The sequence below is a fragment of the Enterobacter sp. DN genome, assembly GCF_046054285.1.
Lineage (GTDB): Bacteria > Pseudomonadota > Gammaproteobacteria > Enterobacterales > Enterobacteriaceae > Enterobacter > Enterobacter hormaechei_C.
Genome location: NZ_JBJJTG010000003.1, coordinates 253467 through 265594, shown reverse-complemented (window position 1 = coordinate 265594; position 12128 = coordinate 253467). Strand labels below are relative to the sequence as shown.

At 57.0% G+C, this 12128-nt stretch carries 10 protein-coding genes; 8 read left to right on the top strand and 2 right to left on the bottom strand.

Going from position 1 to position 12128, the window contains the following annotated elements:
* Positions 1 to 71 precede the first annotated feature (71 nt).
* A complete protein-coding gene (gene queF, locus ACJTMZ_RS09705; protein WP_015571734.1) occupies positions 72 to 914 on the bottom strand; it encodes an NADPH-dependent 7-cyano-7-deazaguanine reductase QueF in 843 nt (280 codons plus the stop codon).
* A 69-nt stretch (positions 915 to 983) separates the two neighbouring features.
* On the opposite strand from queF, the gene syd reads away from it, so the two are divergent.
* The 8 genes from syd (at position 984) to ACJTMZ_RS09665 (ending at position 9318) form a co-directional block, all read left to right on the top strand.
* Entirely contained in the window at positions 984 to 1529 is a 546-nt protein-coding gene (gene syd / locus ACJTMZ_RS09700) for a SecY-interacting protein (protein ID WP_063137313.1), read from the top strand.
* Between the two features lie 632 nt (positions 1530 to 2161).
* Positions 2162 to 2491: a YqcC family protein gene (locus ACJTMZ_RS09695; RefSeq protein ID WP_017382834.1), complete on the top strand. Its 330-nt coding sequence runs from the start codon at positions 2162 to 2164 to the stop codon at positions 2489 to 2491.
* Complete coding sequence (gene truC / locus ACJTMZ_RS09690) at positions 2488 to 3273, top strand: tRNA pseudouridine(65) synthase TruC (RefSeq protein ID WP_015571733.1); 786 nt, start codon at positions 2488 to 2490, stop codon at positions 3271 to 3273. Before ACJTMZ_RS09695 ends, truC begins: the two co-directional genes overlap by 4 nt.
* Positions 3274 to 3288: 15 nt before the next feature.
* Positions 3289 to 3738: a flavodoxin gene (locus ACJTMZ_RS09685; protein ID WP_015571732.1), complete on the top strand. Its 450-nt coding sequence runs from the start codon at positions 3289 to 3291 to the stop codon at positions 3736 to 3738.
* 308 nt (positions 3739 to 4046) lie between these two features.
* The gene (gudP, locus tag ACJTMZ_RS09680) at positions 4047 to 5402 is read left to right on the top strand and encodes a galactarate/glucarate/glycerate transporter GudP (RefSeq protein ID WP_003862734.1); all 1356 of its coding nucleotides are present in this window, start codon (positions 4047 to 4049) and stop codon (positions 5400 to 5402) included.
* Complete coding sequence (locus ACJTMZ_RS09675) at positions 5402 to 6742, top strand: enolase C-terminal domain-like protein (protein WP_026094263.1); 1341 nt, start codon at positions 5402 to 5404, stop codon at positions 6740 to 6742. Before gudP ends, ACJTMZ_RS09675 begins: the two co-directional genes overlap by 1 nt.
* A gap of 15 nt (positions 6743 to 6757) precedes the next feature.
* On the top strand, positions 6758 to 8095 hold the full coding sequence (gene gudD / locus ACJTMZ_RS09670; RefSeq protein WP_032619132.1) for a glucarate dehydratase: 1338 nt from the start codon (positions 6758 to 6760) through the stop codon (positions 8093 to 8095).
* 77 nt (positions 8096 to 8172) lie between these two features.
* The gene (locus tag ACJTMZ_RS09665; protein WP_047365778.1) at positions 8173 to 9318 is read left to right on the top strand and encodes a glycerate kinase; all 1146 of its coding nucleotides are present in this window, start codon (positions 8173 to 8175) and stop codon (positions 9316 to 9318) included.
* Positions 9319 to 9368: 50 nt separating this feature from the next.
* Here ACJTMZ_RS09665 and barA read toward each other — a convergent pair whose 3' ends face one another.
* Positions 9369 to 12128: a two-component sensor histidine kinase BarA gene (barA, locus tag ACJTMZ_RS09660; protein WP_252010970.1), complete on the bottom strand. Its 2760-nt coding sequence runs from the start codon at positions 12126 to 12128 to the stop codon at positions 9369 to 9371.

The following is a 12128-nucleotide window of genomic DNA, read 5'->3' as shown; positions in this document are numbered from 1 at the left end:
ATAGCCCTGGCTTATGACGTTTCACAACACTTCGGGCGGAATACCGCCCGCATATTGTGAAAATATTTATCTTACTGGCGCACCAGCCGTCCGGTGGCAGGCACAAAATCGGTATTGGTGCGCCACGGATTGATATCCAGACCGCCGCGACGGGTGTAGCGGGCGTAAACGCTCAGCTTTTCGGGCTGGCAGAAACGCTGGATGTCGTTGAAGATGCGCTCCACGCACTGCTCGTGGAATTCGTTGTGATGACGGAATGACACCAGGTAACGCAGCAGCTTTTCACGATCAATCTGCGGGCCGCGGTACTGGATCTGTACCGAGCCCCAGTCCGGCTGATGGGTGATAAGGCAGTTGGATTTCAGCAGATGGCTGACCAGCGTCTCGTTGACCACTTTTCCGCCCGCCGCGTTTTCCAGGTAGTCGGTGCTAAATTCATAGCTTTCCACCTCAATGTCCTGATCGTCGATGCAGGTGCCGTGGAAATGGGCGACAGGCTGTCCTTCCAGCTCATGCAGACGGTATAACGAGACGGTTACGTTCCCCTGCGCGCACGCGCTTAAATCACGTTCAAGCGTCTGTTGTACCTCGTCCCAGCTGTTGAATTTGGTCTGGTTAAAGCTGTTGAGATAGAGCTTAAAGCTCTTGGATTCGACCAGGTTTACGCTGGCGTAATCCAGCTCGACGTGGCCCACGGCCACCTGCGGCAGACCGCGCGCATTCAGCCAGGAGAGTTCGTACAGCGTCCAGATGTCGCCGCCGACAAACGGCAGCGCGTCAGCGTGCAGCCCGAGCGGATCGCGGTTCAGACTGCGCGGCACGCCCTGCAACAGGCTTGCATCGTAGGTGTCGCGGTAATCGGTCGATTTACCCAGCGTTAAGCCCGTTAACGCCTGATGATTTTCGTAAGACATGTTTCATAGCCACTTTACAGGTACACTTATGGGCTGAGTTTATCCTGTCTTACAAGAAGAGAGAAATCGGTGGATATCGAAACTGCAAATGCCCTGACGTCCTTCACGACCCGCTATTGCGATGCCTGGCATGAAAAGCGGGGGACGTGGCCGCAAAGTACTGACTTATATGGCGTGCCGTCACCGTGCATTATCGCTTCGCAGGATGATTACGTTATCTGGCAACCGAAACCGTTCACGGGCGAGCAGAATGTAAATGCGGTTGAACGCGCGATGGACATTGTGATACAACCTGCGCTTCATGCATTTTATACCACGCAGTTTGCCGGGGATATGACTGCATGTTTTGCAGGACAGCCGTTGACGCTGCTGCAAACCTGGAGCGAAGACGATCTGCAACGCGTTCAGGAAAACCTCATTGGTCACCTGGTCACGCAAAAACGCCTTAAGCTCTCTCCGACTCTTTTTATTGCGACGCTCGACAGTGAACTGGACGTCATTTCTGTCTGCAACCTGTCTGGCGAGGTCATCAAAGAGACGCTCGGCACCCGCAATCGCGACGTTCTCGCGCCTTCACTTGCGGATTTTCTTACCCAAATTAAGCCGCTTCTGTAATCCATGATGCTACTGGACGTGTGAGAGATCTCTTACACGCTCTGTGAGACATCGCCGAAACAGTTAGCGTTGCCTTAGGAATTTCAGATTAATATTAACTTTTCTTTCAACAGGTTAGTGTTTTTCTGAAAGGAAATCCCCCGTTTCGCCTGGCTTACATTGCTTACAAGGTGGGTTGTAAGACGAAGCAGAATAGCGGATTCTATCTGTGTCGACAGGATGCCGACACGAGAAACGAACATCAGGATGATGGCGTTTCTTACCAGGGACACGTCAGGATGACGCCGCAGGAAGGCTTCAGGATGAAGCAAAGTGGATCACGCAGGATGCGTAAGGGACACCTCCAGGAAGGAGAACGAGAGCCGGTCAGTATGGTCGGTGGGTCAGGCTGGCCAGGACGTTTCAGGATGAAACCTACACATCAGGACGATGTGAGCAGGAAGCAAAAGGTAAATGGATGACCAGGCCTTCGGGCATCAGGAAAAGTTGTCACGGATGAGCAGGGAGCACGTATTGTAGCTGGAATGCTGCGAAACGAACCGGGAGCACTGTTTTTACAGTGCTCCCTTTTTTTATTTCTGTCGTCCGCAATGCTATGCTTCGCGCCATTCCGTTTTTCAGTTGAGGTATATATGTCGCATCATGACAACGTTCGTGCGCAGTTGCACGCCATCGAAGCCCTTATGCGCCAGCATCAGCTGTGGCAGGATAACGCGCCGCAGCCAGACGCGTTCGCCAGCACCCAACCGTTTTGTCTGGATACGCTGGCCCCGTTCGAGTGGCTCCAGTGGGTCTTAATTCCTCGTATGCACGCGCTACTGGAAGGTGGTCACGCGTTGCCCGCGTCTTTTGCCGTCTCTCCCTATTACGAAATGGCGCTGGAAGCGACCCACCCGGCGCGTGCCATGATGCTGGTGGAGCTGGAAAAGCTCGATGCGCTTTTCGCCGGTGACGATGCATGACGCTTGAGATCCTTTATCAGGATGAGTGGTTAGTGGCGGTGAATAAACCGTCCGGCTGGCTGGTGCACCGTAGCTGGCTCGATCGCGATGAGAAAGTCGTGGTCATGCAAACCGTGCGCGATCAGATCGGTCAGCACGTCTTTACTGCCCATCGTCTGGATAGGCCAACCTCTGGCGTTCTGCTGATGGGGCTTTCCAGTGAGGCGGGTCGACTGCTTTCGCAGCAGTTTGAGCAGCACCAGATGCAAAAGCGCTACCACGCCATCGTGCGTGGCTGGCTGACGGATTCCGCCACGCTTGATTATCCGCTGGTGGAGGAACTGGATAAAATTGCCGATAAATTTGCCCGCGAAGATAAAGGCCCGCAGCCTGCGGTGACCGACTATCGCGGTATGGCGACCACAGAACTGCCGGTGGCGACCAGCAAATTTCCGACCACGCGATACAGTCTGGTTGAGCTTTTGCCCAAAACCGGGCGCAAGCACCAGCTTCGCCGCCACCTTGCACATCTGCGCCACCCGATTATCGGCGACAGCAAGCACGGCGATCTGCGCCAGAACCGCAGCGCGGCCGAGCACTTTGGCTGTAACCGGCTGATGCTGCACGCCAGCGAGCTACGCCTGACGCACCCGTTTACCGGCGAACCGCTGACTATTCGCGCAGGGCTGGACGAGGTCTGGATGCAGGCGCTGTCACAGTTTGGCTGGCTGGGACAACTCCCCGAAAATGAAAGGGTTGAGTTTGCCGCAGGCAACGTTCAGGATGAACAGCAAGCGCAATAATTACGGGAGCAAAGCATGGCTGAAGTAGGCATTTTTGTCGGCACGATGTACGGCAACTCGCTGCTGGTGGCGGAGGAAGCGGAAGCAATCCTTGTAAACCAGGGCCATAAAGCAACGGTCTATGAAGATCCGGAGCTGGCGGACTGGGAAAAGTATAAAGATAAATACATCCTGGTGGTGACCTCCACCACCGGGCAGGGCGATCTGCCGGACAGCATCGTCCCGCTTTTCCAGGGCATTAAAGACCAGCTCGGCTATCAGCCAGATGTTCACTATGGCATCATCGCCCTCGGCGATAGCTCTTACGCTAATTTCTGCGGCGGCGGTAAACAGTTCGACGCGCTGTTGCAGGAACAGAGCGCTCAGCGCGTCGGAGAGATGTTGCTGATTGATGCGGGTGAACACCCTGAGCCAGAAAGCGAGTCAAATCCCTGGGTTGAACACTGGGCAACGCTGCTTAAATAACCCTGCGCTATACCAATGCCAGGCCGGGTCAGGCGTAGCCGCCACCCGGCATTACACCCCGCCCCAAACGCCATTTCCGTGAACCACCTTCCACTCCTCTGGGCTTATGCCCTAAACAACCTCCCTCACGCCCTTCAATACTGTGTTTTTGCACGGTGAGGTGAAGAGGCACTCCTTCATATACTTTTCCCGTCACTATAAAACGGCTTCTGGCCGTACCAAAACCAAACACAAATCTCTCATTCTGATTACCCTACAGGTGCTGTACAGAATGAACCAGGCGAAAGCTATGTTTCAGGAGTGCAACAATGAGTACATTAAGCCACGCGGCGAGCAGCGCTGAGAAGCGCACCAACGCCCGCTACTGGATAGTGGTGATGCTGTTTATCGTCACCTCTTTCAACTACGGCGACCGTGCCACGTTATCCATTGCCGGCTCTGAGATGGCAAAGGACATCGGACTTGATCCGGTAGGTATGGGTTATGTTTTCTCCGCATTTTCATGGGCCTACGTAATCGGCCAAATCCCTGGCGGCTGGCTGCTGGACCGCTTTGGTTCAAAACGGGTCTATTTCTGGTCCATTTTCATCTGGTCGATGTTTACCCTGTTACAGGGCTTCGTGGATATCTTCAGCGGCTTCGGCATTATCATTGCGCTCTTTACCCTCCGCTTCCTGGTGGGCTTAGCGGAAGCGCCATCATTCCCTGGCAACAGCCGTATTGTGGCCGCCTGGTTCCCGGCGCAGGAGAGGGGAACGGCGGTAGCCATCTTTAACTCGGCGCAATACTTTGCGACGGTTATTTTCGCGCCAATCATGGGCTGGCTGACGCACGAAGTGGGCTGGTCGCACGTCTTCTTCTTCATGGGCGGGCTGGGGATCGTCATCAGCTTCATCTGGCTGAAAGTGATCCACGAACCAAACCAGCATCCGGGCGTGAACAAGAAAGAGCTGGACTACATTGCTGAAGGTGGGGCGCTGATCAACATGGATCAGAAAACCCAGAAAGCTAAAGTTCCGTTCAGCCAGAAATGGGGGCAGATCAAACAGCTCGTCGGCTCACGAATGATGATCGGTATCTATCTCGGCCAGTACTGCATTAACGCCTTAACCTACTTCTTTATCACCTGGTTCCCGGTTTACCTGGTGCAGGCGCGCGGGATGTCGATTCTGAAGGCGGGGTTTGTCGCCTCCGTGCCGGCCATCTGTGGCTTCGTGGGCGGGGTGCTTGGCGGGGTCATCTCCGACTGGCTGATGCGTCGTACCGGTTCGCTGAATATTGCGCGTAAAACGCCAATCGTACTCGGCATGCTGCTCTCCATGACCATGGTGTTCTGTAACTACGTCAGCGCGGAGTGGATGATTATCGGCTTTATGGCGATGGCCTTCTTCGGTAAAGGCATTGGCGCACTGGGCTGGGCGGTGATGGCAGATACCGCGCCGAAAGAGATCAGCGGCCTGAGCGGCGGTCTGTTCAACATGTTTGGCAACATTTCCGGCATTGTCACCCCAATCGCTATCGGTTACATCGTCGGCACCACTGGCTCCTTCAACGGCGCGCTGATTTATGTAGGCGTCCATGCGCTGGTGGCGGTACTCAGTTATCTGGTGCTGGTGGGTGACATCAAACGAATCGAACTGAAACCTGTTGGGGAGCGCGGATGATGACAACGCAATCAAGCCCGATCGTGACGGAGATGAAGGTCATACCGGTGGCGGGTCAGGACAGCATGCTGCTCAACATTGGTGGCGCGCATAACGCCTGGTTCACCCGCAACATTGTGGTGCTGACCGACAGCGCAGGGAATACCGGCGTCGGGGAAGCGCCTGGCGGAGAGGTGATTTACCAGACGCTGGTCGACGCCATCCCGCAGGTGGTTGGGCAGGAGGTCGCCCGCCTGAACAAGGTGGTTCAGCGGGTGCATAAGGGCAACCAGTCGGCGGATTTTGATACCTTCGGCAAAGGGGCCTGGACGTTTGAACTGCGCGTTAACGCGGTGGCGGCGCTGGAGGCGGCTCTCCTCGATTTACTGGGCAAGGCGCTGAACGTGCCGGTCTGCGAACTGCTGGGGCCAGGCAAACAGCGTGATGCGGTAACGGTGCTGGGCTATCTGTTCTACGTTGGCGACCGGACGAAAACCGATCTGCCGTATCTGGAACGCTCGCCGGGCAGCCACGCGTGGTATCACCTGCGTCATCAGGAGGCGCTCTCTGGCGAGGCGGTGGTACGCCTGGCAGAGGCGGCGCAGGATCGCTACGGCTTTAAAGACTTCAAGCTGAAAGGCGGCGTTCTGCCGGGTGAGCAGGAGATTGACAGCGTGCGCGCGTTGAAAAAACGCTTCCCGGAGGCACGCATCACCGTCGATCCGAACGGCGCCTGGCTGCTGGATGAAGCTATCGCGCTGTGCAAAGGGCTGGGCGACGTGCTGACCTACGCGGAAGATCCGTGCGGCGCCGAGCAGGGCTTTTCTGGCCGCGAGGTGATGGCCGAATTCCGCCGCGCTACCGGGCTGCCGGTTGCGACCAACATGATCGCCACCAACTGGCGTGAAATGGGCCATGCGGTGATGCTGAATGCGGTGGACATACCGCTGGCGGACCCGCACTTCTGGACTCTTTCCGGCGCGGTGCGCGTGGCGCAGCTGTGCGATGACTGGGGGCTCACCTGGGGCTGCCACTCCAATAACCATTTCGACATTTCGCTGGCGATGTTTACCCACGTTGGCGCGGCGGCGCCGGGCAACCCGACCGCCATCGATACGCACTGGATCTGGCAGGAAGGCGAAGCGCGCCTGACCAAAAATCCACTTGAAATCAAAAACGGCACCATTGCCGTACCGGATGCGCCGGGGCTGGGCGTGGAGCTTGACTGGGATCAGATCCACAAGGCGCATGAAGCGTATAAAAAACTGCCGGGCGGCGCGCGTAACGACGCAGGCCCGATGCAATACCTTATCCCCGGCTGGACATTTGACCGTAAGCGCCCTGTATTTGGACGTCACTGATAAAAGGATCGAACGATGAGCACATTTTCTACCCCTGTAGTCACCTCCATGCAGATCATTCCTGTCGCGGGACATGACAGCATGCTGATGAACCTGAGCGGCGCCCATGCGCCGTTCTTCACCCGTAATATTGTGGTGATCAAGGACAACTCAGGGCATACCGGTGTCGGTGAAATCCCGGGCGGGGAGAAGATCCGTAAAACGCTGGAGGACGCCATTCCGCTGGTGGTGGGTAAAACGCTGGGCGAGTACAAAAATGTGCTGACTCGCGTGCGTACGACCTTTGCCGATCGTGATGCGGGTGGCCGTGGTCTGCAAACGTTTGATCTGCGCACCACTATCCATGTGGTCACGGGCATTGAAGCCGCGATGCTGGATCTGCTGGGCCAGCATCTTGGCGTCAATGTCGCCTCCCTGCTGGGCGACGGCCAACAGCGCAGCGAAGTGGAAATGCTCGGCTACCTGTTCTTTATCGGCAACCGCAAACTCACCCCGCTGCCGTACCAGAGCCAGCCGGACGAAAAATGCGACTGGTATCGTGTGCGTCACGATGAAGCGATGACCCCGGATGCGGTAGTGCGCCTGGCGGAAGCCGCGTATGAAAAATATGGCTTTAATGACTTCAAGCTGAAAGGCGGTGTACTGGCGGGTGAAGAAGAAGCAGAGGCGATCGCCGCGCTGGCGAAGCGCTTCCCGCAGGCGCGCGTCACGCTGGATCCGAACGGTGCCTGGTCGCTTGATGAGGCGATAAAAATCGGTAAGCAGCTTAAAGGCGTGCTGGCCTATGCGGAAGATCCGTGCGGTGCAGAGCAGGGGTTCTCCGGACGTGAAGTGATGGCGGAGTTCCGTCGCGCCACCGGGCTGCCAACCGCCACCAACATGATCGCGACCGACTGGCGTCAGATGGGGCACACGCTCTCGCTGCAATCGGTGGACATTCCGCTGGCAGACCCGCACTTCTGGACGATGCAGGGCTCGGTTCGCGTGGCGCAGATGTGCCATGAGTTCGGCCTGACCTGGGGCTCGCACTCCAACAACCACTTCGACATCTCGCTGGCGATGTTCACCCACGTGGCGGCTGCCGCGCCGGGCAACATTACCGCCATCGACACCCACTGGATCTGGCAGGAGGGCAACCAGCGCCTGACCAAACAGCCGTTTGAAATCAAAGGCGGTATGGTACAGGTTCCTGCTACGCCGGGTCTGGGCGTAGAACTGGATATGGACCAGGTCATGAAAGCGCATGAGCTGTACCAGAAACACGGCCTTGGGGCGCGTGATGACGCGCTGGCGATGCAATACCTGATCCCAGAGTGGACATTCGACAATAAACGTCCGTGCATGGTACGATAAGCGCATTGGGACCGCTCCCATGAGTGGTCCCTTACGTGGTGTATGCTTAACGTAACTAACATGCGTAAGGATGGCTTATGAAAATTGTTATCGCTCCGGACTCGTATAAGGAAAGCTTGAGCGCGCTGGAGGTGGCGACAGCGATAGAGGTCGGTTTTCGCGACATTTTCCCGTCAGCGGACTATGTCAAATTACCGGTTGCCGATGGTGGCGAAGGGACGGTGGAAGCGATGGTGGCAGCCACGCATGGGCGTCTTGTCCATGTTCCCGTTACCGGGCCTTTGGGTGAACGCGTGGAAGGGTTTTTCGGGTTATCCGGAGACGGGAAAAGCGCCTTTATCGAGATGGCGGCAGCGAGCGGTCTGGAGCTTGTTGCTCCCGCAAAGCGTAACCCGTTAATCACCACCTCCTGGGGAACCGGGGAACTGATCCGTCATGCGCTGGATGCGGGCGTAAAGCATATCATTATTGGCATTGGAGGCAGCGCGACCAATGACGGTGGCGCAGGCATGGTGCAGGCGCTGGGCGTAAAACTGCTGGATGCGAAAGCGCAGCCCGTAGGGCCGGGCGGCGGCGAACTGGCAAGCCTTGCGCATATCGATCTTAGCGGGCTGGATAAGCGGCTGGCAGACTGTCGAATTGAAGTGGCCTGCGATGTGACCAACCCCCTGATCGGCGAAGCTGGCGCTTCTGCGGTATTTGGTCCGCAGAAAGGGGCGACGCTGGAGATGGTCAGGACGCTGGACAACGCGCTGGCGCATTACGCAAAAATTATCGCCCGGGATCTGGATATTGACGTCTTAAACCTGGCGGGCGGCGGTGCGGCTGGCGGAATGGGGGCGGCGCTGTATGCATTTTGCGGCGCACAGCTCCGTCAGGGGATTGAGATTGTCACCGATGCCCTGCATCTTGATGAACAGGTCGCGGACGCCGATCTGGTGATCACGGGCGAAGGGCGTATCGACAGCCAGACGATCCACGGCAAAGTGCCCGTTGGCGTGGCGAGAGTCGCGAAACGCTATAACAAGCCAGTTATCGGCATTGCCGGCAGCCTGACGGCGGATGTTGGCGTGGTGCATGAGCATGGACTGGATGCCGTATTCAGCGTGATCTACACCATCTGCTCGCTGGAGGATGCGCTGGAAAATGCGCAACAGAATGTACAGATGGCCGCAAGGAATATTGCGGCGGTGATAAAGATGGGGCAGGGGATGTCGCGTTAACGTTCGTGCTCCTGTAGGCCCGGTAAGCGAAGCGCCACCGGGCTTTGGTCTTAGCTCCCCAACACCTTCATTGCTTCCCGCGTCACGTTGTCCATCTCGTCCAGCAGCTCCAGGAACTCCGGTTCGAGATCGGATTCTGGCGTACCCGCGCGGAGCTGCTGTTCAAGCAACTGGCAGAGATTTTTCAACCGCGGTACGCCGCTGTAGCCGCAGCTGCCGTGCAGTTTATGAATGGCTTCCAGCAGTCCTTCGGGGTTTTCACCCACCAGCTGTTCTTCAACCTTGTTACGGATCTCAGGCAGGAAGTCCACCAGCATTTGCAGCATATCGCGGGCCAGATCGGGTTTGCCCGCCGCCTGGCGCAGCGCCAGTTGCCAGTCAAACGTGGCATTCTGGTTAACGCTGATCTCCGGCGATTCAGCTGTAATGGTGTATGTCCCGCCAATGTGCCCCGGCTTGTAGCGCAGCAGCAGGCTGTGCAGCTTCTCTTCGTCGATCGGTTTCGCCAGATAATCGTTCATGCCCGCACCCAGCAGTTTCTCCTTTTGCCCCGCCATCGCGTGCGCCGTCACGGCAATCACCGGCGTCTGCTGCTGGTGCGGAAGCTGGCGAATCAACTCGCAGGCGCGGATGCCATCCATGCCCGGCATCTGAATATCCATCAGGATCAGGTCGAACTGCATCTGTTTGGCTTGTTCCACGGCTTCGGCGCCGCTGGTACACAGCTCAACATGCTGAACCTGATCCTCAAGCAGCACGCCAATCAGCTTCAGGTTCGCCGGGTTGTCGTCCACGGCCATCACCGTCATCGGCAGCTTATGTTCGTCGTTTTCCAGCGGCAGGGACTGATGCGTCAGACGGCAATATTCGGTCAGCGCAGGTAACAGCCGTGTGGCGGTGAGGGGTTTCAGCAGACACGCCGCCGCTCCGTCGTTTTTCAGCTCTTCGGCGTTGATTTGGGCGTGGCACGGCAGCGCCAGCAGCAGGTAGTCCGTCATTGAGGCCGCCTTCGCCAGGCGTTCCTGCTGCATGGTCAGTTCTCCGGTAAACGTCACCGGAATCCCCAACAACAGGATATCGTAATGATCGTTCGCCAGCGCGGAGAAGGTCGGGCTGTAGATGACCTCCAGCGGCGTGCTGCTTAATACATCAAGCGTACACTGCGCCGCCGCGGCGTTCGGTTCCACATAGGCCAGACGCATCCCCTTCAGGCACCCGGTGACCGGGCCGTCGGTCTGCACGTTCGGGTTAAGATCAAGGTTGATATGGAACCAGAAGGTTGAGCCCCGGTTAGGCTGGCTGTGGAAGGAAATATCGCCTCCCATCTCTTTCACCAGCTTTTGGGTGATCACCAGCCCCAGGCCCGTTCCGCCGTGACGACGGGAAATGCTCGCATCGGCCTGGCGGAAAGCCTGGAACAGACGCGTCTGATCGCGCTCCGGAATACCAATTCCGGTATCCCGGATCTGCACTTCAATCTGGACTTTGTTATTACTGAGCGCCCTTTTTTCGACCAGAATATCGATGTTGCCGTTCTCGGTGAACTTAATCGCGTTGCCCACCAGATTGGTAATGACCTGTTGCAGGCGCAGCGGGTCGCCAATGACGTTATCCGGCACATCATTTTTAATATTGAGCGTCAGTTCCAGACCCTTATCATGCGATGAGTGGGCAAGAAGCGTGACCACGTCATCCAGCGTGCTGCGCAGCGGGAAGGGAATACTCTCCAGAATCAGCTTGCCCGCTTCCAGCTTCGAGAAGTCCAGTACGTCGTTAATAATGGTCAGCAGGTTGTTGGCTGAGCGTTCAATGGTATGCAGATGGTCACGCTGGGTCGGGTTCAGCTCGCTTTTGAGCGTCAGACGGGTGAAGCCAATCACCCCGTTCAGCGGCGTGCGCAGCTCGTGCGACATGTTCGCCAGGAACTCAGACTTAATACGTGCCGCCTCCTGCGCACGTTTTTTCGCCAGATCCAGCTCCACGTTCTGGATCTCCATCTGCTCCAGCGTTTCGCGCAGGTCAGAGGTGGCCTGGTCAACGTTGTGCTGCATCTCTTCGTGATAAGCCGCCAGCGACATCGCCATTGAGTTGATGCCATTTTTCAGCATATCCAGCTCGCCGAGCATAAAGCCTTCCACGCGGCTGTCGAGCTGACCCCGGCGGATCCGGTCAACGGTATTCACCATGTTGCGGATAGGCCCCGTGACGTCGCGCATCAGTCGCCAGCCGAAGATCAGCGCGATGCCGATGCAGAACAGCATCATCACGCCGGAGATGAATATTTCTTTGTACTGCTGGAGCCGTACCGACTTAAGATCCAGCTCCAGCGCCACATATCCCAGCATATTATTGCTGGACTTCGCATCGGACTGGGCGGATTCATCGGGTGAATAGCTTTCGGAGATAATCGGCGTGCGCAGGATCATGATATCGCCGCGCCGCAACACCGTAAGATGACGCGGGAAGGGGGTACCATCCGGGATTTTCAGCGACGTGGGATCCAGATGGAAATTCGAGGTGACGAACAGACGGTTATGCTCATCGTAAACGGAAATAGCGCGCACAATCTCTGAATGACGGCGGTGCAGCACGCTGATTAACTGACCAATGGATTCACGGTTTTGCAGGTTCATACCGTACTCGCTGGAGACGGCCAGCGGTTCGATAATGCTGGCCCCGGCATCTTCAAGCTGTCTCTGCAAATCGTTATAGCGATGCACCACAAAGAAAATGCTCAGCAGCAAACCGATGAGAACGGTAGGAGCGAGGATCAAAATCATCATGCGCGCGCGCAGGCTGTAGTTGGTCAT

What these genes read in the sequence shown, in the direction of transcription:
- barA (WP_252010970.1), bottom strand. Translation starts at nt 12,128, where the DNA reads ATGACCAACTACAGCCTGCGCGCGCGCATGATGATTTTGATCCTCGCT.
- ACJTMZ_RS09695 (WP_017382834.1), top strand. Translation starts at nt 2,162, where the DNA reads ATGTCGCATCATGACAACGTTCGTGCGCAGTTGCACGCCATCGAAGCC.
- truC (WP_015571733.1), top strand. Translation starts at nt 2,488, where the DNA reads ATGACGCTTGAGATCCTTTATCAGGATGAGTGGTTAGTGGCGGTGAAT.
- queF (WP_015571734.1), bottom strand. Translation starts at nt 914, where the DNA reads ATGTCTTACGAAAATCATCAGGCGTTAACGGGCTTAACGCTGGGTAAA.
- gudD (WP_032619132.1), top strand. Translation starts at nt 6,758, where the DNA reads ATGAGCACATTTTCTACCCCTGTAGTCACCTCCATGCAGATCATTCCT.
- ACJTMZ_RS09675 (WP_026094263.1), top strand. Translation starts at nt 5,402, where the DNA reads ATGACAACGCAATCAAGCCCGATCGTGACGGAGATGAAGGTCATACCG.
- ACJTMZ_RS09665 (WP_047365778.1), top strand. Translation starts at nt 8,173, where the DNA reads ATGAAAATTGTTATCGCTCCGGACTCGTATAAGGAAAGCTTGAGCGCG.
- ACJTMZ_RS09685 (WP_015571732.1), top strand. Translation starts at nt 3,289, where the DNA reads ATGGCTGAAGTAGGCATTTTTGTCGGCACGATGTACGGCAACTCGCTG.
- gudP (WP_003862734.1), top strand. Translation starts at nt 4,047, where the DNA reads ATGAGTACATTAAGCCACGCGGCGAGCAGCGCTGAGAAGCGCACCAAC.